Below are 25,667 nucleotides of genomic sequence, written 5' to 3' on the forward strand. Positions count from 1 at the left end.
GCCTGCCGCGTACGAATGCCCTGGCCATAAAGCGGCGCAGTGGTTTTGTGCGGTAGTGTTGGCATGCGCTCGCTTGCAACGCAAAAAATTGCACCTACCGCCCTCCCCGGCTTTGCAGCGCACAGATAATGCGCTGTCGCGGATATGACATAGATCAAGACCGCGCCTCTCTCCAGCCCATGCGAGCGGCCTGCCCGGCTTTGCGCCCAGGCCCGCTATCCGTCTCTCCACAGCGGTGCAGCGATTCGCATAACTTAATTAGCACAATGGATAAACATAACACGCGACCCGGCTTGGCTTCCAAGGCCTGGCTGCTTCTCCTGGGCCTGTGCCTGCTGGCCGCAGGCCTGTTCTTCGCCGTCTATGGCTACCAGCTGGTGGCGCTGCAGGGCAGTTGGTACTTCCTGATCAGCGGCATTGCGCTGGCCGTCGCAGGCTTGCTGATTGCCGCTGCGCGCCCTGGTGGCGCCTGGCTGTATGCGCTGACCTTGCTGGCAACAGCGGTCTGGGCGCTCGCCGATGTGGGCCTGGATTTCTGGCCGCTGGTCTCGCGCCTGCTGCTGCTGGCCGGCATCGGCATTCTGGTGGCGCTGTCCTTCCCGCTGCTGCGCCGTGCACGCGGCCAGGCCGCTGGCAAGAGCGGCTCCATCGCCATCGCCGGCCTGCTGCTGCTGGGCTGCCTGGCAACGGTGGGCGGCATGTTCATGCCCCACGCCTCGGTGTCGGCCAAGGCCGATGCCACGGTGCTGCAACCCGTGGCCAAAGGCCAGGCACCGGCCGACTGGGCGCACTATGGCAGCACGCCGGGCGGCACCCGCTTTGCGGCGCTGGACCAGATCACGCGCAGCAACGTCAAGGACCTGCAGCAGGCCTGGAGCTACCAGACCGGTGATGTGCCCGTCAGCCCTGGCGGCGGCGGTGCTGAAGACCAGCTGACCCCCCTGCAGATTGGCAACCAGGTCTTTGTCTGCACCCCGCACAACAATGTGATCGCCCTCGACGCCACCACCGGCAAGGAGCTGTGGAAGACGGAGATCAATGCCAAGCAGAAGAAGTGGATGCGCTGCCGTGGCCTGGCTTATTTTGATGCGGCCCAACCCCTCGGCCAGCCCAGCGTGGCCGGTGCAACACCGGTACAAGCGGTGAGCGTGGCGCCCGGCGCCGCTTGCCAGCGCCGCATTCTGATGAACAGCGTGGCGCCCGAGCTGATTGCGCTGGATGCCGATACCGGCGCCTTCTGCGAAGACTTTGGCACCCACGGCCGCGTGGACCTGCGCGCCGGTATGGGCAAGGGCGCCGACAAGGGCGAGTACTACCCCACTTCCGCCCCCACCTTGGCAGGCACTACCATTGTCATTGGCGGCCGCGTGGCCGACAACGTCAGCACCGACATGCCTGGCGGCGTGGTGCGTGGCTTTGATGTGGTGAGCGGCGCGCTGCGCTGGGCCTTTGACCCGGGCAACCCCGAGGACCAGGCCGCGCCAGCAGACGGCAAGACCTATGTGCGCTCGACCCCCAATGTCTGGGCACCGATGTCCTACGACCCGCAGTCCAACACCGTGTTCATGCCCGTGGGCAGTGCGGCGGTGGACCTCTGGGGTGTGAAGCACAGCGCGCTGGACCGCAAGTACGGCGCCTCGATGCTGGCTGTGGATGCCAGCACCGGCAAGGAAAAATGGGTCTACCAGACCGTGCACGACGACCTCTGGGACTTCGATGTACCGATGCAGCCCTCGTTTGTAGACTTCCCCGGCGCCGGTGGCAAGACCACGCCTGCGCTGGTGTTTGGCACCAAGGCTGGCCAGATCTTTGTGCTGGACCGCGCGACCGGCCAGCCGCTGACCCAGGTGGAAGAGCGCCGCGTGCCCGCCGGCAAGATCGAGGGCGAGACCTATTCGCCCACGCAGCCCTTCTCGGTCGGCATGCCCAATATCGGCGCCGACGACATGCGCGAATCCGACATGTGGGGTGCGACGCCGTTTGACCAGCTGCTCTGCCGCCTGAAGTTCAAGTCCAAGCGCTACACCGGCCTGTTCACGCCGCCGGGCACCGATGCATCCCTGAACCTGCCCGGCTCGCTGGGCGGCATGAACTGGGGTGGCATCTCGGTCGATCCGACCAACAACTACCTGTTCATCAACGACATGCGCGTGGGCTTGGAAGTGCAGCTGATCAAGGCCGACCCGGCCGATGCCGGCGCCAAGTCCGACGGCAACGAAGCCGCTGCGATCACCAAGCCGGTGCCGCTGGACGGCACGCCCTATGCGATCAATGCCAAGGTGCGCTTTATGTCGCCGCTGGAGATCCCTTGCCAGAAGCCGCCTTTTGGCACGCTGACTGCCGTGAATCTGAAGACCCAGCAGATCGCCTGGCAAGTGCCGGTGGGCACCGTCAAGGACACGGGGCCCTTCGGCATCAAGATGGGCCTGCCCATCCCCATTGGCATGCCCACCATCGGTGGCACCATGGCCACGCAAGGCGGTCTGGTCTTTATCGCTGCCACGCAGGATTACTACCTGCGCGCCTATGAAACCGGCACCGGCCAGGAAGTGTGGAAAGCCCGCCTGCCTGTTGGCAGCCAGGGCACCCCTATCAGCTACCAATCGCCGGTGACCGGCCAGCAGTTTGTGCTGGTGTCCGCAGGCGGCGCCCGCAACTCGCCTGATCGTGGCGACTATGTGATCGCCTACGCGCTGCCACGCAAGTGATCTGCTGAGATCTTGGCAGGCGGCTAGCGCCTGCCAGCCCAGCCCGGTGCAAGACTTCCCGCAAGGGAAGGCCTTCACCGGGCTTTTTCATGCCGGGCCCGCTTGCCATACGCCGACTGTGCTACCGCCCAACCACAAGCTGCCACAGGTTTCCGTTTGCTATATATTGCATAGCAATCAGCCCATCTACACACCCGCTAACCGCGGCAGAATCCGGCGATGTCAGCCTTCCACCATCCCGCGCATCCAGTCCGGCAGATCCACCGCCTTCTGGCGCGCAAAATCCACCCACAGCACGGTAGCGCCACCGCTGGCATACACCTCGCCGGGGGCATCGGCTTTTTCAATGTGGTACCAGGTCTCAAAGGCGGTGCGTGCCGCATCGCTGACAAACATCTTCACGACCAGCTGGGCCGGGTACTCGATCTGCCGCAGGTAATTGCAAAAGCAGTTGACGACCACAGGGCCCTGGCCCGCGCCATGCGGCGTATCGCGCGTGGAGCGCAGCCACTCCACCCGGGCGCTTTCCATGTAGCGGAAGTACACGGTGTTGTTGACATGGCCCAGGCTGTCCATATCCCCCCAGCGAACGTCCATGGCCGAGTCATGAACCCAGCGTTTGTGGTCAGGAAGCAAGATTTTCATAGACTGGCATATTACGGCCAGGCTGCAGGCGCCAGCCACCGGCCCTTGTCGCCGACTTTCACAGCCACAAAGCCCCTGTCTCAGAAATCAGAGCGGAGAAGGCCGTAAATCTAGGGCTAACCCTAGGATCAAGGCGGTTACCGCACTGCAACATCGCCCTAAAATCCATGGCACTGCATGCAACCCAGCGCCGACCCCTCAGATCTGCTGCATGCCTGCTAGATCAGTTTCAAAAGAATTTGTACGGAGCCCCGATGACCAACCAAGAAATACTGGCCCAATATGGCCCCCGCGAGTCGATGGAATACGACGTCGTCATCGTCGGTGGCGGCCCAGGCGGTCTGGCCACGGCCATCCGTTTGAAGCAACTGGCCGCTGAAAAAGGCAGCGAAATCTCGGTTGTGGTGCTGGAAAAAGGCTCGGAGCCTGGCGCACACACCTTGTCGGGCGCCATCATGGACCCGCGCGCACTGACCGAGCTGATCCCCGACTGGAAAGCCAAGGGCGCGCCGCTGAACCAGCCGGTGACCGAAGACGCGATGATTTTCCTCAGCGAAAAATCCGGTCTGCGCACCCCCAACTGGCTGCTGCCGCCCTGCTTCCACAACGAAGGCAACTACATCGTCCAGCTGGGCTATGTCGTCAAATGGCTGGCCGAGCAGGCCGAGGGCCTAGGCGTCGAGATTTTCCCCGGCTTTGCTGCGGCCGAAGTGGTCTACAACGACGACGGCTCGGTCAAGGGCGTGGCCACCGGCAACATGGGTGTCGGCAAGAATGGCGAGCCCACCGGCGAGTTCCAGCTGGGCATGGAACTGCATGGCAAGTACACGATTTTTGCCGAAGGCTCGCGGGGCAACCTGGGCAAGCAACTGATTGCGAAGTTCAAGCTCGACGAGGGCAAGGACCCACAGACCTATGGTCTGGGTGTCAAGGAATTGTGGGAGATCGATCCCCAGCGCCACCAACCCGGCTTTGTGATGCACACTGCCGGCTGGCCGATGAACAACGACACCTACGGTGGCGCTTTCCTCTACCACCTGGACGACAACAAGGTCACCCTGGGCTTCATCACCGGCCTGGATTATTCCAACCCCTACCTGTCTCCCTTCGAGGAGATGCAGCGTTGGAAGACCCACCCCAACATCCGCTACTACCTGGAAGGCGACGAAGCCAAGGGCATCAAGCCGGCCAAGCGCATTGGTTACGGCGCGCGCGCCATCACGGCCGGCGGTCTGATGAGCCTGCCCAAGACCGTGTTCCCCGGTGGCGCACTGGTGGGCTGCGACGCCGGTTTCCTGAACGTCAGCCGCATCAAGGGCAGCCACGCCGCCATCAAGACCGGCATGCTGGCGGCCGACGCCGCTTTTGAGGCCATTGCGGCCGGCCGCCAGGGCGATGAGCTGAGCGCCTACCCGGCTGCGTTTGAAAAGAGCTGGCTGCATGAAGAGCTCAACAAGAGCCGCAACTTCAAGAGCTGGTTCAAAAAGGGCCTGGTCACCGCCTCCATCATGAACGGCCTGGAGCAATTTGTGCTGCGCGGCAATATGCCCTGGACCCTGCACCGCAACAAGCCCGACCATGCCTACCTGAAGCCGGCAGCCGAGTGCAAGCCCATCGTCTACCCCAAGCCCGATGGCAAGCTGACCTTTGACCGTCTCTCCAGCGTCTTCATCAGCAGCACCAACCATGCCGAAGACCAGCCCGCCCACCTGACCTTGAAAGATGCCAGCGTGCCGGTGCAGATCAACCTGGCCAAGTACGCCGGCCCCGAGCAGCGCTACTGCCCGGCGGGCGTGTACGAGTTTGTGCCCGATGAGAGCCAAGGTGGTGATGCCCAGCGCCTGCAGATCAATGCGCAGAACTGCGTGCACTGCAAGACCTGCGATATCAAGGACCCGACGCAGAACATCGTCTGGGTGACGCCAGAAGGCGGCGGCGGACCGAACTACGCCGGCATGTAAGCCCCCTGCGGCATTCGGGTAAGCATGGCAGGGCAAACACGGGATGTGTTGCCCTGCATTGCCGCATTTGGCCGACAGGCAATGCGGCCTGCACGCGCAGACAATGGGTCCATGCTTGCCCGGTCTCGCCTCTCCCGCTGCGCCACTCCACCCATGCCCCCCGCCGCATATGGCGCGCACAGCGCCGCCTTTCCCAGCGGCCGTGGCTGGCTGAAGGTTGGATGCAGCCTGCTCCTCAGCCTGGTCTGCGCCAGCAGCGCGTTGGCGGCCCCGGCGGCCAGCGCCAAACGCCTCGCCAAAAACCCTCCAGCCGCAGCGTCCAAAGCTGCGGCGCCTGTCGCTCCTGCGCCGCCAGCGGCGCCCGCTTCCCTCAGCTCGGCTGTTGAACTGGATCTGGAGCGCTTTATGGGTCTCTGGTACAAGGTCGCCAAGGTCGATGAACCCCAGGAGGCATTGCGCACCCGCGAGCGCTATGAGTTCCTGCAGCGTTACGACGGCGGCGTGCGGGTGATCGCCACCTCCTACGACCCGCTCTCCAACCGCTGGGACCGCCGCCAGGACTACATGGCCCCAGTCGATACCAAGGGTGCTGCCTTCAGCAGCCACTACCAGCTGGCCATGCCGGTGCATTTCAGCATCAGCCGCTTCGGCCCGTTTGGCGTCAGCTACTACGTGGTCGCCTTGGATCCGTCCTACCAGTGGGCGATGGTCAGCGGCCCAGGCCCGCAGTCTTTTTCCATCCTGAGCCGCAAAAGCGAGCTGGAACCGGAACTGCGCAGCTCGCTGGAGCAACTGGCCAACCGCATGCAGCTGCTCAAAGCACCGTTGCGCTGGCCTGGCCCGGAGCAGCAATAGACCTCTCAGTGAATACCCTGAGCGCCTGAAACCCCGGCGCGCAAGGGCCGCAGCAGCCTGAAATCGGCGCACAGTTTTATTGCCACAGCGCTGCATAATTCTCAGGCAAACACAGTTTTATTGATGCAAATAACTATTCAAAGAAATTTAACTGCATGGCCGAGCCAACCCACGCAAGCCAGCACAGCTTTTCAGGCCGCGCTGCAACTAGGGCAATCCCATAGATCACAAATCTGTCATCCCCCATGTGGCGGGGTGTAGACTGCTGCTACCTTTTCCCCCTGTGCTTACAGGGACGGATACAGCGGCATGGTGGTGATGGCACTGCCGCTTGAAATTCAACACACCTCGCGGAGATATACGCATGAAGAAATTGGCTTGGGCCCCCTTGGGCGCAGTGGCACTGGCAATCACGGCCTTCGCTCCTGCGCAGGCTGCAGACATGAAGTCCGTGGCGGTGACAGCGATCGTCGAACACCCTGCATTGGATGCGGTCCGCGACGGCGTCAAGGCAGCACTCCAGGCCGAGGGCTTTGAAGAAGGCAAGAACCTCAAGTGGCAGTACCAAAGCGCCCAGGGCAACCCTGGCACCGCTGCACAGATCGCCCGCAAGTTTGTCGGTGACAAGCCCGATGCTATCGTGGCCATCGCCACGCCATCGGCCCAGGCGGTGGTGGCTTCCACCAAGACCGTGCCCGTGGTGTTCTCCGCCGTGACCGATCCGGTTGCCGCCAAGCTGGTGCCTAGCTGGGAACCCTCGAAGACCAATGTGACCGGCGTGTCCGACCTGCTGGCGCTGGACAAGCAGATGGAGTTGCTCAAGAAAGTGGTGCCCAACGCCAAGCGCGTGGGCATGGTCTACAACCCGGGCGAGGCCAACTCTGCTGTAGTCGTCAAAGAGCTCAAGACCCTGCTGCCCAAGATGGGCATGACCCTGGTCGAAGCGGCTGCACCGCGCTCGGTCGATGTCTCCAGCGCAGCCCGCTCGCTGGTCGGCAAAGCCGATGTGATCTACACCAACACCGACAACAACGTGGTGTCCTCCTATGAAGCCTTGGTCAAGGTCGGCCAGGATTCCAAGCTGCCACTGGTCGCCTCAGACACCGACTCCGTAGCACGTGGCGCCGTGGCCGCGCTGGGCATCAACTACCGCGATCTGGGCGAGCAGACCGGCCGCATGGTGGCGCGAATCCTCAAGGGTGAAAAGCCAGGCGACATCAAGACCGAAGTCTCCAGCAAGATGGAACTGCATGTGAACCCCGGTGCCGCCGAGAAGCAAGGCATCAAGCTGTCCGACGAGCTGGTCAAGTCGGCTGCCAAAGTAATTCAGTGATGGATGCCGCCTCACCTGCGGCTGCGCAACCCGTGCAGCCCAGGGGGTGACAAAACGCAGCCCCGCCAGAAGCGGGGCTTGTTCGTTATCCAGACCCCATCAGACAAGAAAACGCCATGACTTTATTTTCATTTCTGGGAGCCATCGAGATCGGCCTGATCTTTGCGCTGGTTGCGCTCGGTGTGTTCATTTCCTTTCGCCTGCTGCGTTTTCCCGACCTCACGGTCGATGGCAGCTTCCCCTTGGGCGCCGCCGTTTGCGCGGTGATGATCACCGGTGGCTACAGTCCCTTGCTGGCCACCATCGGTGCCACCTTGGCAGGCGCAGTAGCTGGCCTGATCACCGGCTGGCTCAACGTCAAGCTCAAGATCATGGACCTGCTCGCCTCCATCTTGATGATGATCGCGCTTTACTCCATCAACCTGCGCATCATGGGCGGCCCCAATATTCCGCTGATCAACGACCCCACGCTCTTCAACCAGCTGCAACCGGCCGGCATCGAAGACTATGTGTTCCGCCCGCTGCTGATGTGCGTGATCGTGGTGCTGGCCAAGCTGGCAATGGACTGGTTCTTCCTGACCGAACGGGGCCTGGCCATTCGCGCCACCGGCACCAATGCGCGCATGGCGCGTGCCCAGGGTGTCAACACCGGCGGCATGATCCTGCTGGGCATGGCGGTATCCAATGGCCTGGTGGGTTTGGCCGGCGCACTGTTCGCCCAAACCCAGGGCGGTGCTGACAGCTCCATGGGCATCGGCACCATCGTGATCGGTCTGGCGGCAGTGATCGTTGGCGAATCCATCCTGCCGTCGCGCAAGCTGATCCTGGCCACCTTGGCCGTGGTGATTGGCGCCATCGTCTACCGCTTCTTCATCGCGCTGGCGCTGAATGTGGATTTCATCGGCCTCAAGGCCCAGGATCTGAACCTGGTCACCGCCTTGCTGGTCACGGTCGCGCTGGTGATTCCCCAGCTCAAACGTCGTTTTGCGAAAAAGCACTGACAAGGAGAGAGACATGCTGAGCGCAAAAGACCTCAAGATCACCTTCAACCCCGGCACCCCGATTGAAACCCGCGCATTGCGCGGTATGGCGCTGGAGATCCCGGCAGGCGAGTTCGTCACCGTCATCGGCTCCAACGGCGCTGGCAAATCCACCTTTTTGAACGCCATCTCCGGCGACCTGATGGTGGATTCGGGCAGCATCGTCATCGATGGCGAGGACATGACCCGCAAGCCCGTCTGGGACCGCGCCCACAAAGTGGCCCGTGTGTTCCAGGACCCGATGGCCGGCACCTGCGAAGACCTGTCGATCGAAGAAAACATGGCCCTGGCGCATGAGCGCGGCAATTTTCGCGGCCTGTCCAAGGCCGTGAAAAGCGCCAACCGTGCGCTGTACCGTGAGAAGCTCGCCACCCTGGGCCTGGGCCTGGAAAACCGCCTGAGCGACCGCATCGGCCTGCTCTCGGGCGGCCAGCGCCAGGCCGTCAGCCTGCTGATGGCGGCGCTGCAGCCCTCGCGCATTCTGCTGCTGGACGAGCACACCGCCGCGCTCGATCCGCGCACGGCAGACTTTGTGCTCAAGCTCACCGCCCGCATCGTCGAAGAAGGCCATCTGACCACCATGATGGTGACCCACAGCATGCGCCAGGCGCTCGATGTCGGCGACCGCACCGTCATGCTGCACCAAGGGCAGGTGGTCCTCGATGTCAGCGGTGAGGAGCGCGCCAAGATGGATGTGCCCGATCTGCTGCAGATGTTCGAAAAGGTGCGGGGTGAAAAGCTCGCCGATGATGCGCTGTTGCTGAGCTAAACAGCCCAGAACTCGCCCCCTAACAAACAGCGGATGCCACGCCAGTGGCTCCGCTGTTTTTTTATGCCTTAACCAAGCTGCTGGCCGCGCAAGAAGCGCCACAAGGACCAGGCACCCAGCGCAGGGAACAGCGCAAACACCGCAAACAACCAGACGGCCGAGCGCCCCAGCGCCACGGGATCTGCCAGCGCGGTCAACCCCAGCGCATTGGCGACCAGGCCGACCAGCGCTGCGCCCACTGCCATGCCGTACAACTGCACCGTCGTGATGCCCGAGGCGGCGCTGTCCGCCTCCTGCGCACTGGCGCTGTGCATGATGGCATTGAGCACATGCGGCCAGGCCATGCCCACCCCCAGACCCAGGACGGCCAGCGCGATGCCGCAGACCACCAAGGCCTCAATCCCCTGCCAAGGCATCGCCAGCGCCAGCAACACCAAAGCCAAGGTACATAGCACTGGGCCGATGACCATCAAACGCCGCCCAGCCGCACCACTCTTGCCCGAGAACAGCACCGACGCCACCGACCAGCCGCCCGCGAGCAAGGCCGTCACATAGCCCGCCGTCAAAGGCTGCAGGCCATGCAGATGCTGCAGCAGATAGGGCACAAACACCTCGGTCATCGTCCCCATCAGCAGCAGCGCGACAGCGGCATAGAGCATGCCCAGCGGCTGGCCCAGCGCCGTGCCGCCTTGGGGCAGCAAGCGGCGGCTCGCGCGGCGCTCGTGGCGTATCGCAGCCACACCGGCCAGCACCCCGGCCACGCCCACCAGCCACTGCCAAAGCGCGTCACTGACCACGCTGGCGGCGGCCACCAGCAGCACCGACAGCGCCAGCATGGCGATCTGCAACCCGGCAATGCCACCGCCCTGCGCGGGTGTGCTGCGCAGCAGACGCTGCGGTGCCAGCTGGCGGTGCACCAGCAGCATTTGCAGCACCAGCAAGGGCAGCAAAGCGCCAAAAGCCAGGCGCCAATGGCCGGCCTGGGCAAACAGCCCACCAACAGCTGGGCCGCTCAAGGTGGCCACACCCCACATGGCCGAGATCAGCCCAATCGCACGCGGCCACAGCGCGGGCGGAAACACCAGCCTAATCAAGGTATAGCTCAGCGCCCCCACTGCCCCGCCGCCCAGCCCCTGCACCGCACGCCCCAGCAGCAACATGGGCATGGTCGATGCCGTGGCGCAGAGCAAGCTGCCCAGGCCGAACACCAGCAGACCCGCCAGCATGGCACCCCGGGCGCCGCCGCGCCTGAGCAGGCGCACGGAGAGCGCCGCCCCGATGATCGAGGCCACCACAAACAAGGTAGTGCTCCAGGCATACCAGGCCAGCCCCCCAATCTCCTGCACCACCGACGGCAGGATGGTGGTGACGATATGCACATTGATCGCATGCATGGCGACCGCGCCGGTCAAGGCCAGGGCGGTCAAGCCATGGGGGCGGCCCAGCAGCTGGCCCCAGCCGGCGGGCGGCTCGGGCGCTGGCGCGGCGGCCGTGTTTGCTAATGTTGAGGGAGACAATGCCATGCCAATCCTTGTTGTGAAATAATGCAAGCATTGTCTTTGATAATTCTTCTGACAGCATAATAAAACAAGCTATTGCTTGCATAAATAAATGCCATCCACCCCTATCGATCCCTCGTCCACTATGCGCATGCTGGAGGCGCTCAAGCGCCAGGCCCCGGCCAGCACGGCCGACCTGGCGCGCGCGTTGAACATGACACCGGAGGCCGCGCGCCAGCAGATCAACAAGCTGGCGGACCAAGGTCTGGTGCAGGCCGATCTGCAAAAGGCCTCAGGCGCCGGCCGGCCGCGCCAGCTCTGGACCTTGGCCGCCGCTGGCCAGCGCTACTTTCCCGATGCCCATGCCCAGCTCACCGTGCAGCTGATTGGCGCCATCGAAAAGCTTTTTGGCCAACAGGGCATGGACGGCCTGATCAGCGAGCGCGAAGCGCAATCCCGCAGCCGCTACCGCCAGGCCTGCACCGCCCCCGGCCTGCCCGAGCGCCTGGCCCAGCTGGCCCAGGTTCGCAGCGAAGAAGGCTATATGGCCCATGTCGAGCCCCACCCTCAAGGCTGGCTGCTGGTGGAGCACCACTGCCCCATCTGCGCCGCCGCCCAAAGCTGCCGGGGCTTTTGCCGTTCGGAGCAAGCACTGTTCCAAGAGGTGGTCGACGGCCTGGCCACCCTGGAACGCAGCGAATACCTGCTGGAAGGCGGTCAGCGCTGCGTTTACCTGGTGCAGCCGCTGTAGCCGCTTAGAACAGGCTCAGGCACAAGCGCCACGGCCTTCGCCCACCGGCTGGGCATCGCTGCGCGACCGGACCTGCGGCTTGGCCATGCGCAGGCAGACCAGCCAGGCCAGCAAGGCCAGGCCCGCGGCGCCCCATTGCGCATGCTGCAAGCCCTGGGCATTGGCCTGCCGCAGGGTCTCGGCACTGCCGCCTTCCAGGCCGGCCAACGGCGCGGCCGCCAGCATTACCAGCAAGGCCAGACCCAGCGCGGCGCCCACCTGTTGCGCAGTAGCCGCCACCCCCGATGCCACGCCTTGGCGCGCCGGTGCAATGCCCTGGCCCACCAAAACCCACATGCCCGTCCAGCTCGCCCCCTGGCCCAGGCTCATCACCACAAAGCCGGGCACCAGCCAGACATAGTTGCCGGCCAGCGGCAGCACCGCCGCAATCCAGACCATGCCCAGCACACCGGCCGCCCAGCCCCGCAACAGCACGCTGCGTGTGCCCTGCTGCGCCAGGCCGCGCTCGGCCAGACGTATGCCCCAGGTGCATACCAAGGTGGGCAGCAAAAAGGCCAGCCCCGCTTGCAACGGGCTCCAGCCCAGAACCTGCTGAAAATACAGGCCCAGAAAGTAGTACTGCACGCCATAGCTGCTCATGAACAGCATGGCCAGCAGCATGCTGGTCTGCAAGCTGCCCACCCGCAGCATGGTCAGGGGCATCAGCGGGGCCGCCACCCGCGCCTCGGTGCGCCAGAACAGGCCCAGCGCCGCCAGCGCCAGCAGCAATAGGCTGGCCGTGCGTACATCGCCCCAACCCCATTGCGGGCCCTGCACCAAGGCAGCCACCAAGGCACTGGCACCCACGGTCACGCTGATGCAACCCAGCAGGTCAAAACGCCGCTGTGCAGCGGGCACTGCAGGCATGGCGGGCAGATAGCGGCCGGCGGCCAGCGCGCAGGGCAAGGCAATCGGCACCAGAACCCAGAGCACCCAGTGCCAGCCCAGGGTCTGGGTCAGCAAGCCACCCAGCAAGGCGCCGGCCGCCAGCCCGCCGGCACTGGCCATGCTCCACACGGCCAGCGCGCGGTTGCGCTCAGCTCCGGCGGCGTACAAAGTATTGATCATCGACAAGGTCGCGGGGAACAGCAGCGCCGCCGCCACGCCCTGCCCGGCACGCGCTGCCACCAGTTGCCAGGGTAGCTGCGCAAAGCCACCGGCGAAGGAGGCCAGGCCAAACAGCGCCATCGCCAGCACATACATGCGGCGCTGGCCCAGCAGATCGGCACAGCGCCCGCCCAGCAGCAGGCAGCCGCCAAAGGCCACGCTGTAGCCACTGATGACCCATTGCAGATGGCGGGCATCCAACCGCAAGTGCTGGCCCATCGCATCGAGCGCAACAAACACAATCGTCGCATCCAGCGCAATCAGCAATTGCGCCAGCGACAGCAAGGCCAGCGCGGCGCGCGGATGGCGCAATGCCGTGGCGGGGCGCAGATTCTCTTCCATATTCACTTCATCACTCCCATATCTAAAAACCTGCAGAAGGGTGATGACCGGTCAAGCAGCCATGGTATTTAAATCAATAACAAAGATAAACAGAATAAATATCTTTTACTTATGCAAAAATGAATCAATTATTTTGCGGGGACGGCTATGGATTTGAACGCGGTACAGATGCTGATCAAGGTGGCCGAGAACAAGAGCTTTACCCAGGCGGCCCACAGCCTGGGCACCACGCAATCCCGCATCTCCCGGGCCATTGCGCAGTTAGAGGCCGACCTGGGCACCCGCCTGCTCCACCGCAACACCCGCAATGTGTCCTTGACGCCCGATGGCTGCCTGCTGGTGGACCGCAGTGCCGAGCTGATTGCCGGTCTTGACGATGCCAGGCAGCAACTGCTGGACCGCCGCTGCGAGCCCAGTGGCGTGCTGCGCATGACGGCGCCCTCGGTACTGGGCCGCGTCGTGCTGACGCCCTTGCTCGGCCAGTTGATGCAGCAGCACCCGGGCCTGCAGATCGAGGCGAGCTTTACCGACCGCCTGGTCGATATGGTGGACGAGGGTTTTGATGCAGCGGTGCGCATCGGCCCCTTGCTCGACAGCCGCATGATCGCCCGACCCTTGCCGCCCTTGCACTGGGTGACCGTGGCATCGCCCGCCTACACCGCCCGCCACGGCCGGCCGCACAACCTGGAAGAGTTGGCGGCGCACCGCTGCCTCTCGGTCTACAACCACTACCGCGGTTTTGCCGTGCCCTGGCAGTTTCGACTGGCGGACGGCAGCACCATCGACTGGCCGGCACCCCATGCCATCCGCTTTGACAGTGGTGACCCTTTGATCGAAGGCGCCATCGCTGGCCTGGGCATCGCCCAGGTGATGGACTTTGCCGCGCGCGAAGCCCTGGCCGATGGCCGGCTGGAGCGCCTGCTGCCCGACCTGGAAGGCCGCAGCCGCGCGTTGTCCCTGGTGTACCCCCGCACCCGCCATGCATCGCCCAAGGTGCAGGCATTGTGCAAGCTTTTGCTGGGCCGCAGCGACTGGTGAGGCGCAGGCAGGCATGCGGCGATTGTTCAAATCCATGCAACGCTGCGTTCAAACCAGGGGCACCCCAAACCGGCAGACAGGCCCTACAGTAGATGCGGGCGCCCAGAAGAGATCGCAAGCAGGCGCCCTCCGCCGCTGTCGCGGTCCCTATTTATCGACAAAGGAAATATTCACCATGGCTAAAGTTCTGGTTCTCTACCATTCCATGTACGGTCACATCGAAACCATGGCCGCCAAGATCGCCGAAGGCGCTGCCAGCGTGGCGGGCACCGAGGTGGTCATCAAGCGCGTGCCCGAGACCATGCCCCAAGAGGCTTTCCAGGCTGCCGGCGGCAAGGCCGACCAGGCAGCGGCTGTCGCCACGCCCGCCGAGCTGGCTGAGTACGACGCCATCATCTTTGGCACCCCCACCCGTTTTGGCAATATGAGCGGCCAAATGCGCAGCTTCCTCGACCAGACCGGCGGCCTCTGGGCCAAGGGCGCGCTGTCCGGCAAGATCGGCAGCGTGTTCACTTCCACGGGCACCCTGGGCGGCCAGGAAACGACCGTGACCTCGTTCTGGAACACCCTCGCCCACCACGGCATGGTGATCGTGCCCGCCGGCTTTGGCCTGCCTTCGCAGTTTGACCTGTCGCAGGCCAAGGGCGGCTCGCCCTACGGCGCCGCTACGCTGGCCGGTGCCGATGGCTCGCGCCAGCCATCCGCCCCTGAGCTGGAACTGGCCTTTGCCCAGGGCGCCAAGGTCGCCGCGCTGGCGGCCAAGCTGAGCGCCTGAGTCTCTAGCCGGCACGCCCGGCTGCAGCAGTCTTAGAACGTAAAAAAGCCAGTCAGATGTTCTGACTGGCTTTTTAGCTTTGGCCCCTTGTGGGGAGCCTGCCAACGTGGTGGTGGCAGGGCAGTGCCGCTTACTTAGCGGCCAGGCGCTGCCAGGTGTCGATGACGCTGTCCGGGTTCAGCGAGATCGAGTTAATACCCTTGTCAGCCAGCCACAGCGCAAAGTCCGGGTGGTCCGATGGGCCTTGGCCGCAGATACCCACGTACTTGTTCTGGGCCAGGCAGGCGGTGATGGCGCGCTCCAGCATCTTCTTGACGGCAGGGTCGCGCTCGTCAAAGTCGGCAGCCAGCAGCTCCAGACCGGAGTCACGGTCTAGGCCCAGGGTCAGCTGGGTCAGGTCGTTCGAGCCAATCGAGAAGCCGTCGAAGTACTCCAGGAACTCATCGGCCAGGATGGCGTTCGAGGGCACTTCGCACATCATGATGACTTCCAGGCCGTTCTCGCCACGCTTCAACCCATTGGCGGCCAGCAGCTCGGTCACGCGCTTGGCCTGGTCCAGGGTGCGCACGAAGGGGATCATGATCTTGACGTTGCTCAGACCCATGTCGTTGCGCACGCGCTTGAGCGCCTCGCATTCCATCTTGAAGGCTTCGCCAAAATCCTTGGAGATATAGCGCGCCGCACCACGGAAGCCCAGCATCGGGTTTTCTTCATCGGGCTCGTAGCGGCTGCCACCGATCAGCTTGCGGTACTCGTTGGACTTGAAGTCCGACATGCGCACGATGACGGGCTTGGGGTAGAACGCTGCTGCAATCGTGGCCACACCTTCGGTGATCTTGTCCACGTAGAAGGCACGGGGCGAAGCATGGCCACGGGCCACCGATTCGACGGCCTTTTTCAGGTCGGCATCGACAGCCGGGTAGTCCAGGATGGCCTTGGGGTGTACACCGATGTTGTTGTTGATGATGAATTCCAGACGCGCCAGACCCACGCCATCGTTGGGCAGCTGGGCAAAGTCAAAGGCCAGCTGGGGGTTGCCCACGTTCATCATGATCTTGGTCTTGATCGGTGGCATCTCGCCGCGCTTGACCTCGGTGATCTCGGTCTCCAGCAGGCCGTCATAGATGCGGCCGGTATCGCCTTCGGCGCAGCTGACGGTGACCAGGGTGCCGTCCTTCAGCAGGTCGGTGGCATTGCCGCAACCGACGACTGCAGGAATGCCCAGCTCGCGCGCAATGATCGCCGCGTGGCAGGTACGGCCGCCCCGGTTGGTGACAATGGCCGCCGCCTTCTTCATCACCGGCTCCCAGTTCGGGTCGGTCATATCGGTCACCAGCACATCACCGGCTTGGACCTGGTCCATCTGCGAGATATCCGACACCAGGCGCACGCGGCCGGTACCGATCTTCTGGCCAATGGCGCGGCCTTCAGCCAGCACCGTGCCGCTGCCCTTGAGCTTGTAGCGCTGCTCGGCCTGGCCCTTGGACTGGCTCTTCACCGTCTCAGGGCGTGCCTGCAGGATGTAGATCTTGCCGTCGGTGCCGTCCTTGCCCCACTCGATATCCATCGGGCGGGCATAGTGCTTCTCGATCACGATGGCGTACTGCGCCAGTTCATGAACTTCGGCATCGGTCAGCGAGTAGCGGTTGCGCAGCTCGGGGCTCACGTCGGTGGTGCTGACCAGCTTGCCGGAGGCCGCTTTTTCTTCTGGCGTTGCAAACACCATCTGCAGCAGCTTGGAGCCCAGGTTGCGGCGGATCAGCGCCTGCTTGCCGGCTTCGAGCATGGGCTTGTGTACATAGAACTCGTCCGGGTTCACGGCGCCCTGCACCACGGTCTCACCCAGGCCATAGCTGGAGGTGATGAACACCACCTGGTCAAAGCCCGATTCGGTGTCGATGGTGAACATCACGCCGGCGGCGCCCTTGTCCGAGCGCACCATGCGCTGCACGCCAGCCGACAGGGCCACCACATCGTGCTCAAAGCCCTTGTGCACGCGGTAGGAGATGGCGCGGTCGTTGTAGAGCGAGGCGAACACTTCCTTCATCTTGTGCAGCACATCGTCGATGCCCACCACGTTGAGGAAGGTTTCTTGTTGGCCAGCGAACGAAGCGTCGGGCAGGTCTTCTGCCGTGGCCGACGAGCGCACCGCAAACGAGGCCTCGGTATTGCCTGCTTGCAAGGTCACAAAGGCCTCGGCAATGGCTTTTTGCAGATCGAGCGGGAAAGGCTGGGCCTCGACCATGGCGCGGATCTCGGCGCCGACCTGGGCCAGCGCGCGCACATCATCCACATCCAGCGCCGCCAGCTTGGCGCTGATCTTGCCGGCCAGGCCTTCGTGGGCCAGGAACTCGCGGAACGCGTGGGCCGTCGTGGCGAAGCCAGTGGGCACGCGCACGCCTTGCGGCAGCTGCGAGATCATTTCGCCGAGCGAGGCGTTCTTGCCGCCTACGACCTCGACGTCGGTCATTCTCAGGTTCTCAAACGGTACGACCAAGGCGGTCGCGCTGTAGAGGTTGGACATGGTAAAGCTCCGGAAGTAAAAAACTGGCTCAGGCGCCCATGGCCGCTGGAAGGGCTATGGCACGCGCGCATCAACTCCTGCCCGGCCATCAGGGGCTCGGGCATCTGGCTTTGTATTTGTACTGGTAGGCCGGAGTACATGCGGGAAATGTGAATAATGGGCGTCATTGTAGGCGTGCCGCCGCCGTTTTGCTTGCGACTTGCTGAACACGGTGGTCAACAATGACAAAGCCCATCCCTGGCTGTGCGCTGCCTGCGACAGAATTCGTTTGTTACCGCCGATGAAGCATTAGGCTTACCCATGCACCAACGCACCATTTTCTTTATCTCTGATGGCACCGGCGTGACAGCCGAAACCTTTGGCCGCGCCATCATGAAGCAGTTCGACATCACCACCCGCGCGGTGCGCCTGCCCTTTGTGGACACCGTCGACAAGGCCCACCAGGCCGTGCACCAGATCAACCACACGGCCGAGAAAGAGGGCAAAAAACCCATCGTCTTCACCACCTTGGTCGAGCCCGAGACGGTGAAAGTAGTGCATGAGCACTGCAAGGGCCTGGTGATGGACATGTTCGCCACCTTTGTGCAGCCGCTGGAAGACGAGCTGGGCGCCAAATCGCACCACCGCATTGGCCGCTTTACCGACATCAGCGAGAGCAAGGAATACTTTGACCGCATGGAGGCGATCAACTTCAGCCTGGCGCACGACGATGGCCAGACCAACCATGACCTGGCCGGTGCCGATGTGATCCTGGTGGGGGTGAGCCGCAGCGGCAAGACCCCTACCAGCCTGTACCTGGCGATGCAGTTTGGACTGAAGGTCGCCAATTACCCGCTGATCCCCGAGGATTTCGACCGCCAACAACTGCCGCCGGCGCTGATTCCGTTCAAGAAGAAGATCTTTGGCCTGACCATTGCGCCCGAGCGCCTGTCCCAGATCCGCAACGAGCGCCGGCCCGACTCGCGCTATGCCAGCCTGCAGAACTGCCGCATGGAAGTGGCCGAGGCTGAGTCGATGATGCGCCGCGCCGGCATCCAGTGGTTGTCCACCACGCACAAGTCGATCGAAGAGATTGCCGCCGTGGTGATGCAGGGATTGAAGCAGGACGAGTAAGCAAGACGCTGACCTGTGCATCCATACCGGATGCGCAGCGTTACCGTTGCTTCGCACAGCTTTACAGCAGGGCCTGTGGGCGCCTGCTATAACCAAGGGCTTGCGGCCCGGTTGATGGGCCGCCGCCGAGGAGTTCGACCATGAACACAAAATTGTCTATTTTTGCCAGCGCCTGTCTGACTGCCACGCTGCTGGCCGCCCTGCCCGCCCAGGCCGCCAAGCCGGGCGCTTTTTCCGTGACCGAGACCAAATCCGCCATTGGCAACAAAGCCGCCAAGCCGCCCCGCACCAAGGACCGCTGCATTGGCCCCGAGCTGGTCGACAAGGATGGTTTTCTCTACCCCGACCTGATCCTGTCCAAGCATTTCAGCCAGTGCCGCATCAAGGACAGCAAGCTGCTGGACAAGAACACCAAGACCTGGACCGTCGCTTGCGGCAAGATGCTGACCGCCCAGGCCAAGCAGGTCAACACCGGCGAGGATTTCCATCTGCATATCGATGCCGCCTTGCTGGGTGGCGCGATGAAGCAGACCCTGGACTACGAAGCCCAGAGTTTGAAGCGCCAATGCACGCCTGAGGACGAGCCGCTGGAATAAGCGCAGTCCCATAGTGCAGAACAGGACCCAGGCCGGGCTGCCCGCTCAGTGCTGCGCAAACAAATACTGCGCCGTGCCATCCGGTGCCTGGGCCGCATAGCAGCCCACACCCCAGACGCGGGCAATCACCTCCGGCGTCAGCACCTCGTGTACAGGCCCATGCAGGCAGCTACCGCCATGCACCAGCAGCACATCGTCGGCATAGCGCAAGGCCAGGTTCATGTCATGCACCACGGCAATCACGCCCAGGCCTGCCCCAGCCGATTGTTCGCCATGCGCCCTCTCCCGCAGCAAGGCCATGGTCTGGTGCTGCCAGGCCAGGTCCATCGCGGCCGTCGGCTCATCGAGCAGCAGCCAGCGCGCACCGCCGCAAGCCGCAGGCTCCCACAGCTGCGCCAGCACCCGTGCCAGATGGGTGCGGGCCCGCTCGCCGCCTGACAGGGTACGCACGCTGCGCTCGGCAAACTGGCTGACCTCTGTCAGCGCCATCGCGCGCGCCACAATGCCCGCCTCGTCGGTGCTGGGCCTCAGGCGGTGCGTGTAACGCCCCAGCTCCACAACCTCTTGCACCGTAAAGTCAAAAGCCACGCCGCCATCCTGCATCATCATCGCGCGGCGCTGGGCCAGTTGCTCGGATGTCCAGCGCGAGAGCGGCACACCATCAAAAAACAGCTGGCCGCCATGGGGCTGCCACTGGCCAGTCATGGTGCTGAGCAGGCTGGACTTGCCCGCGCCATTGGGCCCGACGATGGCCGTCACCCGGCCCGCCTCGATGCGGGTGTCCAGGCTGACCAAGGTATCGCCACCGGGTACACCAATGGCGAGCTGGTCCAGGTGCCAGTTGCTGGTGGGCGCGGGCTGACCCGCTGCTACGCTATGTGCAGAGCGGGCGCCAGCGCCAAAGGCTTTAAAGGGATTGAACATCTGCTGCACCCCTTACAACAGGCGCCGGAACTGGCGCAGCATGGCCAAAAACAGCGGCACCCCCACCAGCGCGGTGAGCACGCCCAGCGGCAGCTCGGCCGGCGCCACCACGGTGCGCGCAAAGGCATCGGCAAACACCACCATTGCAGCGCCCAGCAGGGCCGATGCCGGCAGCACCACGCGGTGGTCCGGCCCGGCCAGCATGCGCACCCAGTGCGGGGCCACCAGGCCGATAAAGCCGATCATGCCGCAGCCGGCCGTGATGCAACCCACGACCAGCGCCGCCAACACGACAGCCAGGCGTTTGGTGCGCTCCACCCCAACGCCCATCAGGCTGGCCTGCGCCTCGCCCAAAGCAATGGCATTGAGTGGCTGGGCCAGGCGCTGGGCCATCGCCATGGCCACCGCAACCACCACGCAGGCGGTGATCGCTACCGGCCAGCGGGTGCTGCCCAGGCTACCCATCAGCCACAGCTGCAGGTTGCGCAACTGTTCGTCGGTCGACAGAAAACTCAGCAGCCCCAAGCCCGCCATCGCCAGGGCATTGATAGCCACGCCCGCCAGCAGCATCACCCCAATGCGGGTGCCACCGCCGGTTTGGGAGAGGCCATAGATCAGAAAGGTGGTAACCAGGCCACCCGCAAAAGCGGTCAGCATCAGCGGCCAGCTGCCCAGGCTCCGCGGCAGGCTGGGAAACCACAGCGCGCCCATCACAATCAGCGCCGCCGCCGCCAGGGCCGCGCCACTGCTCACCCCTATCAAACCCGGGTCGGCCAGTGGATTGCGAAACAGCCCCTGCATCAGCGCACCGGCCAGGCCCAGGCCCGCGCCGGCCGCCAGGCCCATGATGAGGCGCGGCAAGCGGATGGTGGCAAACACCAGCTGCTCGGTGCTGGCACCCGGACTGGCTGCACCTGTGCCCTGCCACCAGTGCAGCCAGGCGTTCCAGGTGATGCCCGGCAGGCGCGCGGCGTCAATCGCAAAGGCGCCCTGCCCGGCCGCAAACACAAAGGCGGCTAGCACCAACAAGGCCATCAGGCCCAGGGTGCTGGATTTTTTTAGCCGCCGATGCGGCCGCCTGGCGCCCCGCCGCTGCACTGCCAGGCTGGCGGTGCCCGGTGGCGGCGTGGGGGTTGAAGGCGGTGGCGGCACGGCATGCAGGCCGGCTGCCCCCTGGGGGCTGTGGTGGCCGGCGTGGCCCGCAGCCACCGCAGTGGCACGCACACGCGCCGCTTCGCTCATGGCTGGATGGCCAGCAAGCCCTGGTGCAGCGCTTGGATGGCTTGGGGCAAGCGCGGGCCATAGCCCAGCAGCTGGCTCGCTTCCAGCGCCACCATGGACTTGTTCTTAAACGCAGGGGTCAGGGCGAGCTCGGGGCGTGCCCAGAACTTCTCCGCACCGCCCACAGCCTCCAGGCCCTGGGTGGTGGTCACAATCACCTGCGGAGCCGCCTGCGCCATGGCCTCGGCCGTCAGCGGCCGGTAGCCGTTAAAGCCCTGCATCACATTGGTGGCGCCGCCCAGGCGCAGCAACGCATCAGCCGCCGTGGCCTGGCCTGCCACCTGGGGCGTGCCGCTGTGCGCCAGCACAAACAATGCACGCGGTGCGCGGCCGGCGGCCACGCTGGCACGCACTTTCGCCTGGGTCTCGTCCCACTGGGTTTGCAAGCGTTGCGCCAGCTGCTCGGCCTGCGCCTGCTTGCCAGTCGCTTGGCCCACCAGGCGGATCTTGCGCAGCACCTCGTCCCAGCTGTGGTCAGACTGCACCAGCGCTACCGTCACCCCGGCTTGCGCAATCTGCTGCAACACCACCGGCGGGCCAGCCTCCGTCGTGCCGATCACCGTATCGGGCTTGAGCGAGAGCACGCCCTCGGCCGCCAGTTGGCGCACGTAGCCGACCTTGGGCGTTTTGTCGGCCGCTTCCGGGTAGTTGCTGGTGGTGTCGCTGCCCACCAGCAGTGGCTCGGCGTCCAGCAGGTAGATGATTTCGGTCAGCGCGCCACTGAGGCTGATCAGGCGCTTGGCGGCCAGTGGGGGCTGCACGCCCACAAAAGGCTGCATCACAGATTTGGCACCCGCATCGGCCACCGGCCGGGCGGGCTGTGCCCACAGCGGGCCCGCCAAGGCCGCAGCGGCAGCGCCACCCGCCCAGGCCAGGCAATCACGTCGATTCAATGATGGCATCTGGCACTCCTCAAGCGCTCACCGGCTCGGCATTCAGGCGCGGCAGGCCCGTGGCCAGCGCACGCCACGAGGCCAGCTCCGGCTTGCCGGGCTTGCGGGCGCCAAAGAACATGGCCATCAGGTCGCCGTAGGCATCGAACACCTCAACCGAGGTGACGGTGCCATCGCTGGTGGGTTTTTCCACCAGCCAGGCATGGGCAATCAGATCGCTGCGCAGATGCAGGTTAAAGCCCTGGTCCAGCACATTGATCCATTCGGCATTGGGGCTGCTCATGGGCTCGATGCGCTGCACCGGGCCAGTGTGGATCTGGATGCAGCCACCGCTGCTGACAAACACCATGATGGGGGTGGAGGAAAAGCTCGCCTCGTTGAGCAGCGCTGTCACGCTGTCTTTGGCCAGCGGCCAGGCAAACTGGCCCTGCACCAGGCGGAAGGACTGCTGGCGCTCAGCCCCCGCTTTTTTGATGATGCTGAAGAACTCATGCGTGTCCTTCATGCCCGCCCACGCGGCCTGCAGCGCAGCCACATCGACGCTGCTGTCGGCCGGCACGCTGACGGGCTTGCGCGGCGTGGGCGCGTCAAAGCCCGGCAGGTTGGCAGAATCCGCGCCTGCAGCCACCGCAAAGCGCTCTACCAGCGCCTGCCAGGCTTGCAAGTTGCTGGCATCGCGGGCGTAGACCTTGTGCACCGCCCGGCCTGCACGATTGTAAAACTGCAGGCTGCGCAGCACCGTGCTGCCGCCATGGGCGGAGGTCTCGGTCACCGCAAAGCCGGCATGCCAGCTCGCAAAAAACAGGCGCAGGTCAATGTCTTCGTTCAGCGCAATGCCGACCTGGGCACCCAGCTCACCGCCGGCGCTGAGGTTGGCGTAGACGCCGGTTTTCTCATGCACGGTGCTGGCATTGCGGGTCAAGGCCATCACCGGGCCGCAGGCTTCCAGTGCCTTGAGCACCTCCACCCAGGCGCCCTCTGGCGCTGCCAGCGGCTGCACTTGCAGGCTGCCGCCCTCTGCCTGCCATTGCTGGGCATGGGCGGCGATGGCTTCTCCTTCGCTGCTGCCTGCGGCCTCGGCCGCTTCCTTGGCACGCAGGCCCTTGGCACGCTCTGCGGCAAAGGCGGTGCGGATCTGTGCTGCACGTGCAGCCGTCAAAGCTGCCGGCGCAGCGCTGGGGGACGGGGATGGGTTCATGGGGGACTCCTTATTGAAAAACGGGCAGCGCGCAGAAGGCGCGCGCTGCCGCACACACGCGCCGTTAGAACTCGGCGACCAGGCTGACCTTGAGCGAGCGGCCAGGCTGGGTGTAGCCATCGATAAAGGCAGCATTCGAGGCCACGCCGCGCACATCGGCCCAGCGCCAGTACTTCTTGTCGGTCAGGTTGTAGAGGCCGACATTCAGGCGCAGATCCTTGCGGATGCGCCACTGCGTAGTTAGATCCACCACCGTGGCCGAAGGACTGAGGAACTGCGCGCCCGTGCTGGGGTTGGTCGTGTCCTTGGCCTTTTTGCCCTGGGTGTAGTTCAGGCCCAGTTGGGCGGTCCAGGCGGCGGCATCAGCACGCAGGCCCACCGTAAAGCGCTGCGGGTCGATCGACGACAGCGGCTCAGCGCTGGTACGGTCACGCCCCTGGGTACGGCCCCAGGAAAACGGCGTGCTCCAGCCGATGCCGGCATAACGCCCCCAGTCAGCATGGCCCTTGACTTCAAAACCGCTGATGTTGACCCGGCCCCGGTTGACCGACTGGAAGACCAAAGGATTGGACGGTGAGCCCACGCCACCGACCTGCACCAGGTCGTCGATAAAGTCCTTGTAGCGGCCGGTGAAGGCCGCCACATCCAACGCGACATTGCCCAGGCGGCCCCGCACGCCCAACTCCAGGTTCTGGCTGGTTTCCGGCTTCAGGTCAGGGTTGGGGATGGTCTTGTAGTTGGCAACGGGGTTTTCAAAGAAGGCGTTGACCTGGCCGGCGTTGGGCGCGCGGAAGCCCTTGGCATAGTTGCCAAACACACTCCACTCAGGGTTGACGCGGTACATCACACCCAGCTTGGGCGAGGTGGCATTGCCCGACAGCGACACCGCATTGGCGCCAAAGCCAGCCTGGTCGGCCTTGATGCTGAAGTGGTCGTAACGCAGGCCTGGCGTGAAGGTCCAGTTGCCCAGCACCAGCTCATCTTGCGCATACAGCGCCCAGCTCGATTCGGTGGTGTCGGGGAAGCGCTTGAGCGGGAAGGTTTCGCCGACCGGCGGTGTGATACCCGTCTGCAGGTTCTCGACATCGCTGCGCACATAGTCGATGCCGTAGGTGATCTTCTGCGCCAGGCCCGCATCGCTGCGCAGCAGCTTGCTGGCCTGCACATTGGCCTGCCAGGTCTTTTCCTGGTAGGTCACATCGCGGGTGCGGTCGGCGGCCGTCAGGCGGTCTTCGTAGATGAACTCGCGCGAATCGGCGTTCTGGTAGCTCAGGCTGGCCTTGATGTCGTCGAACACCGGCGCGCTCAGGTTGCGCCACTCGCCGGCCCAGCTGCCGCGACTGCGCTTCATGTCCGTGGTCGCGCCGGAATCGATGACTGCGGCCGCTGCGGTGACGGGCGGCGCCGTGCGCGCGGTATAGAGCTGGTAGTCGGCCTTTTTGTCGACATGCTCTACTGTGAAGGTGTGCTTCTGGTCCGCATTGGGACGGACCACGACCTTGCCCAGCACCGAGGCATCCTTGTCGTGCTGCGGGTTGGGGACGGTGCGGCGCGTATCCAGCGTGTCGATATCGCCCATGTTCTTGAGCTCGCGGCTGCGGCCCAGGTTGACGCCCAGCAGCCATTCAACGGTCTCATTGGGCTTGCCCGCCAAGGTCAGACCCAGGTTCTTGCCGGTGCTCTCGCTGTCATAGCCCACGCTGGCGCGGCCGCCAAAGGTCTGGCCGTTCTTGAGCAGGTTGCTGGGCTCATTGGTGATGAAGTTAACCAGGCCCGCCATGCCGTCAGAGCCGTAGAGCGCGGAGGTGGCACCGCGCACTACTTCCACCCGCTGGATCATGCCCACATCCAGGTAGTCGCGGCCAAAAGCATTGGCGCTGAAGACATAGCTGCGTGGCAGGCGAATGCCATCAACCAGCATCAGCACGCGGTTGCCATCCAGCCCCCGGATATTGAAGCCGGAGTTCTGGTCACGCCCGGTGGGGCTGGAGGCCAGGGTAAAGCGCGCCGGCGCACGCTTGACGGAGACATTGGGCATGTCGCGGGCGATATCGCGGATATCGCGCATCTGCTGCTCTTCCATTTGCCGCGCGTTGATGACATCAATGCTCATCGGCAACTCGTCGGGGTCTTGCTCGTAGCGCGAGCCGCTCACGACCATTTCTTTGAGCAAAGGCGCATCAGCCGCAGCCACCAACACCGTGCCGGATGGCTGCGCAGGGCTGCTTGCCGCTGGCGCCTGGGCCTGCGCCACTTGGGCGACGCAGAGCAGTGCG

General features: G+C 64.3%; 20 protein-coding genes. 11 read left to right on the top strand and 9 right to left on the bottom strand.

Features of this window, described 5'->3' with window-relative positions:
• Nucleotides 1–266: 266 nt before the first annotated feature.
• Nucleotides 267–2,708, top strand: coding sequence for a membrane-bound PQQ-dependent dehydrogenase, glucose/quinate/shikimate family (locus tag HS961_RS16115; RefSeq protein WP_182323705.1), 2,442 nt, complete (start codon nucleotides 267–269; stop codon nucleotides 2,706–2,708).
• Nucleotides 2,709–2,930: 222 nt separating this feature from the next.
• On the opposite strand, the gene HS961_RS16120 is transcribed toward HS961_RS16115, so the two are convergent.
• Nucleotides 2,931–3,353: an acyl-CoA thioesterase gene (locus tag HS961_RS16120; RefSeq protein WP_182323707.1), complete on the bottom strand. Its 423-nt coding sequence runs from the start codon at nucleotides 3,351–3,353 to the stop codon at nucleotides 2,931–2,933.
• Nucleotides 3,354–3,607: 254 nt separating this feature from the next.
• Here HS961_RS16120 and HS961_RS16125 point away from each other — a divergent pair, with 254 nt between their 5' ends.
• From HS961_RS16125 to HS961_RS16145, 5 genes are all read left to right on the top strand, one after another.
• A complete protein-coding gene (locus HS961_RS16125; protein ID WP_182323709.1) occupies nucleotides 3,608–5,314 on the top strand; it encodes an electron transfer flavoprotein-ubiquinone oxidoreductase in 1,707 nt (568 codons plus the stop codon).
• Nucleotides 5,315–5,467: 153 nt separating this feature from the next.
• Nucleotides 5,468–6,169 carry a lipocalin family protein gene (locus HS961_RS16130; protein ID WP_182323712.1) on the top strand — a complete coding sequence of 234 codons (702 nt, stop codon included), beginning with the start codon at nucleotides 5,468–5,470 and terminating at the stop codon, nucleotides 6,167–6,169.
• 364 nt (nucleotides 6,170–6,533) lie between these two features.
• On the top strand, nucleotides 6,534–7,502 hold the full coding sequence (locus HS961_RS16135; protein WP_182323714.1) for an ABC transporter substrate-binding protein: 969 nt from the start codon (nucleotides 6,534–6,536) through the stop codon (nucleotides 7,500–7,502).
• A 116-nt stretch (nucleotides 7,503–7,618) separates the two neighbouring features.
• On the top strand, nucleotides 7,619–8,503 hold the full coding sequence (locus HS961_RS16140; RefSeq protein WP_182323716.1) for an ABC transporter permease: 885 nt from the start codon (nucleotides 7,619–7,621) through the stop codon (nucleotides 8,501–8,503).
• Nucleotides 8,504–8,516: 13 nt separating this feature from the next.
• The gene (locus HS961_RS16145; protein ID WP_182323718.1) at nucleotides 8,517–9,311 is read left to right on the top strand and encodes an ABC transporter ATP-binding protein; all 795 of its coding nucleotides are present in this window, start codon (nucleotides 8,517–8,519) and stop codon (nucleotides 9,309–9,311) included.
• A 68-nt stretch (nucleotides 9,312–9,379) separates the two neighbouring features.
• Here the strand turns inward: HS961_RS16145 and HS961_RS16150 are convergent, their stop codons facing one another.
• Nucleotides 9,380–10,834, bottom strand: a complete 1,455-nt coding sequence (locus tag HS961_RS16150; RefSeq protein WP_182323720.1) for an MFS transporter — start codon at nucleotides 10,832–10,834, stop codon at nucleotides 9,380–9,382.
• Nucleotides 10,835–10,922: 88 nt separating this feature from the next.
• Here HS961_RS16150 and HS961_RS16155 point away from each other — a divergent pair, with 88 nt between their 5' ends.
• A complete protein-coding gene (locus HS961_RS16155; protein ID WP_182323722.1) occupies nucleotides 10,923–11,561 on the top strand; it encodes a helix-turn-helix transcriptional regulator in 639 nt (212 codons plus the stop codon).
• Nucleotides 11,562–11,576: 15 nt separating this feature from the next.
• Here HS961_RS16155 and HS961_RS16160 read toward each other — a convergent pair whose 3' ends face one another.
• Complete coding sequence (locus tag HS961_RS16160; RefSeq protein WP_182323723.1) at nucleotides 11,577–13,049, bottom strand: MFS transporter; 1,473 nt, start codon at nucleotides 13,047–13,049, stop codon at nucleotides 11,577–11,579.
• Between the two features lie 147 nt (nucleotides 13,050–13,196).
• Here HS961_RS16160 and HS961_RS16165 point away from each other — a divergent pair, with 147 nt between their 5' ends.
• The gene (locus tag HS961_RS16165) at nucleotides 13,197–14,087 is read left to right on the top strand and encodes a LysR family transcriptional regulator (RefSeq protein WP_182323725.1); all 891 of its coding nucleotides are present in this window, start codon (nucleotides 13,197–13,199) and stop codon (nucleotides 14,085–14,087) included.
• 175 nt (nucleotides 14,088–14,262) lie between these two features.
• A complete protein-coding gene (gene wrbA, locus HS961_RS16170; protein WP_182323727.1) occupies nucleotides 14,263–14,862 on the top strand; it encodes an NAD(P)H:quinone oxidoreductase in 600 nt (199 codons plus the stop codon).
• Nucleotides 14,863–14,992: 130 nt separating this feature from the next.
• Here the strand turns inward: wrbA and ppsA are convergent, their stop codons facing one another.
• Nucleotides 14,993–17,386 (bottom strand): phosphoenolpyruvate synthase, encoded by a 2,394-nt coding sequence (gene ppsA / locus HS961_RS16175; RefSeq protein ID WP_182323729.1) that lies wholly within the window; start codon nucleotides 17,384–17,386, stop codon nucleotides 14,993–14,995.
• A 300-nt stretch (nucleotides 17,387–17,686) separates the two neighbouring features.
• On the opposite strand from ppsA, the gene ppsR reads away from it, so the two are divergent.
• Both ppsR and HS961_RS16185 read left to right on the top strand, forming a co-directional pair.
• Nucleotides 17,687–18,499 (top strand): pyruvate, water dikinase regulatory protein, encoded by an 813-nt coding sequence (ppsR, locus tag HS961_RS16180; protein WP_182323731.1) that lies wholly within the window; start codon nucleotides 17,687–17,689, stop codon nucleotides 18,497–18,499.
• Nucleotides 18,500–18,639: 140 nt separating this feature from the next.
• Nucleotides 18,640–19,095, top strand: coding sequence for a hypothetical protein (locus HS961_RS16185; protein ID WP_182323733.1), 456 nt, complete (start codon nucleotides 18,640–18,642; stop codon nucleotides 19,093–19,095).
• A 45-nt stretch (nucleotides 19,096–19,140) separates the two neighbouring features.
• On the opposite strand, the gene HS961_RS16190 is transcribed toward HS961_RS16185, so the two are convergent.
• From HS961_RS16190 to HS961_RS16210, 5 genes are all read right to left on the bottom strand, one after another.
• The gene (locus HS961_RS16190) at nucleotides 19,141–20,019 is read right to left on the bottom strand and encodes a heme ABC transporter ATP-binding protein (protein WP_182323735.1); all 879 of its coding nucleotides are present in this window, start codon (nucleotides 20,017–20,019) and stop codon (nucleotides 19,141–19,143) included.
• A gap of 12 nt (nucleotides 20,020–20,031) precedes the next feature.
• Nucleotides 20,032–21,054: a FecCD family ABC transporter permease gene (locus HS961_RS16195; protein WP_182328294.1), complete on the bottom strand. Its 1,023-nt coding sequence runs from the start codon at nucleotides 21,052–21,054 to the stop codon at nucleotides 20,032–20,034.
• Between the two features lie 203 nt (nucleotides 21,055–21,257).
• Entirely contained in the window at nucleotides 21,258–22,202 is a 945-nt protein-coding gene (locus HS961_RS16200) for a heme/hemin ABC transporter substrate-binding protein (RefSeq protein ID WP_182323737.1), read from the bottom strand.
• Between the two features lie 10 nt (nucleotides 22,203–22,212).
• On the bottom strand, nucleotides 22,213–23,391 hold the full coding sequence (locus tag HS961_RS16205; protein WP_182323739.1) for a hemin-degrading factor: 1,179 nt from the start codon (nucleotides 23,389–23,391) through the stop codon (nucleotides 22,213–22,215).
• Nucleotides 23,392–23,455: 64 nt separating this feature from the next.
• Entirely contained in the window at nucleotides 23,456–25,645 is a 2,190-nt protein-coding gene (locus HS961_RS16210; protein WP_238347952.1) for a TonB-dependent hemoglobin/transferrin/lactoferrin family receptor, read from the bottom strand.
• Nucleotides 25,646–25,667: the final 22 nt, after the last annotated feature.

Source organism: Comamonas piscis, assembly GCF_014109725.1.
In the GTDB taxonomy this organism is placed as follows: Bacteria; Pseudomonadota; Gammaproteobacteria; order Burkholderiales; family Burkholderiaceae_C; genus Comamonas; species Comamonas piscis.

What these genes read in the sequence shown, in the direction of transcription:
- HS961_RS16135 (WP_182323714.1), top strand. Translation starts at nt 6,534, where the DNA reads ATGAAGAAATTGGCTTGGGCCCCCTTGGGCGCAGTGGCACTGGCAATC.
- ppsA (WP_182323729.1), bottom strand. Translation starts at nt 17,386, where the DNA reads ATGTCCAACCTCTACAGCGCGACCGCCTTGGTCGTACCGTTTGAGAAC.
- HS961_RS16150 (WP_182323720.1), bottom strand. Translation starts at nt 10,834, where the DNA reads ATGGCATTGTCTCCCTCAACATTAGCAAACACGGCCGCCGCGCCAGCG.
- HS961_RS16205 (WP_182323739.1), bottom strand. Translation starts at nt 23,391, where the DNA reads ATGAACCCATCCCCGTCCCCCAGCGCTGCGCCGGCAGCTTTGACGGCT.
- HS961_RS16145 (WP_182323718.1), top strand. Translation starts at nt 8,517, where the DNA reads ATGCTGAGCGCAAAAGACCTCAAGATCACCTTCAACCCCGGCACCCCG.
- HS961_RS16155 (WP_182323722.1), top strand. Translation starts at nt 10,923, where the DNA reads ATGCCATCCACCCCTATCGATCCCTCGTCCACTATGCGCATGCTGGAG.
- HS961_RS16190 (WP_182323735.1), bottom strand. Translation starts at nt 20,019, where the DNA reads ATGTTCAATCCCTTTAAAGCCTTTGGCGCTGGCGCCCGCTCTGCACAT.
- HS961_RS16125 (WP_182323709.1), top strand. Translation starts at nt 3,608, where the DNA reads ATGACCAACCAAGAAATACTGGCCCAATATGGCCCCCGCGAGTCGATG.
- HS961_RS16120 (WP_182323707.1), bottom strand. Translation starts at nt 3,353, where the DNA reads ATGAAAATCTTGCTTCCTGACCACAAACGCTGGGTTCATGACTCGGCC.
- HS961_RS16140 (WP_182323716.1), top strand. Translation starts at nt 7,619, where the DNA reads ATGACTTTATTTTCATTTCTGGGAGCCATCGAGATCGGCCTGATCTTT.
- HS961_RS16185 (WP_182323733.1), top strand. Translation starts at nt 18,640, where the DNA reads ATGAACACAAAATTGTCTATTTTTGCCAGCGCCTGTCTGACTGCCACG.
- HS961_RS16195 (WP_182328294.1), bottom strand. Translation starts at nt 21,054, where the DNA reads ATGGCCTTGTTGGTGCTAGCCGCCTTTGTGTTTGCGGCCGGGCAGGGC.
- HS961_RS16200 (WP_182323737.1), bottom strand. Translation starts at nt 22,202, where the DNA reads ATGCCATCATTGAATCGACGTGATTGCCTGGCCTGGGCGGGTGGCGCT.
- HS961_RS16160 (WP_182323723.1), bottom strand. Translation starts at nt 13,049, where the DNA reads ATGGAAGAGAATCTGCGCCCCGCCACGGCATTGCGCCATCCGCGCGCC.
- ppsR (WP_182323731.1), top strand. Translation starts at nt 17,687, where the DNA reads ATGCACCAACGCACCATTTTCTTTATCTCTGATGGCACCGGCGTGACA.
- HS961_RS16165 (WP_182323725.1), top strand. Translation starts at nt 13,197, where the DNA reads ATGGATTTGAACGCGGTACAGATGCTGATCAAGGTGGCCGAGAACAAG.
- HS961_RS16115 (WP_182323705.1), top strand. Translation starts at nt 267, where the DNA reads ATGGATAAACATAACACGCGACCCGGCTTGGCTTCCAAGGCCTGGCTG.
- HS961_RS16130 (WP_182323712.1), top strand. Translation starts at nt 5,468, where the DNA reads ATGCCCCCCGCCGCATATGGCGCGCACAGCGCCGCCTTTCCCAGCGGC.
- wrbA (WP_182323727.1), top strand. Translation starts at nt 14,263, where the DNA reads ATGGCTAAAGTTCTGGTTCTCTACCATTCCATGTACGGTCACATCGAA.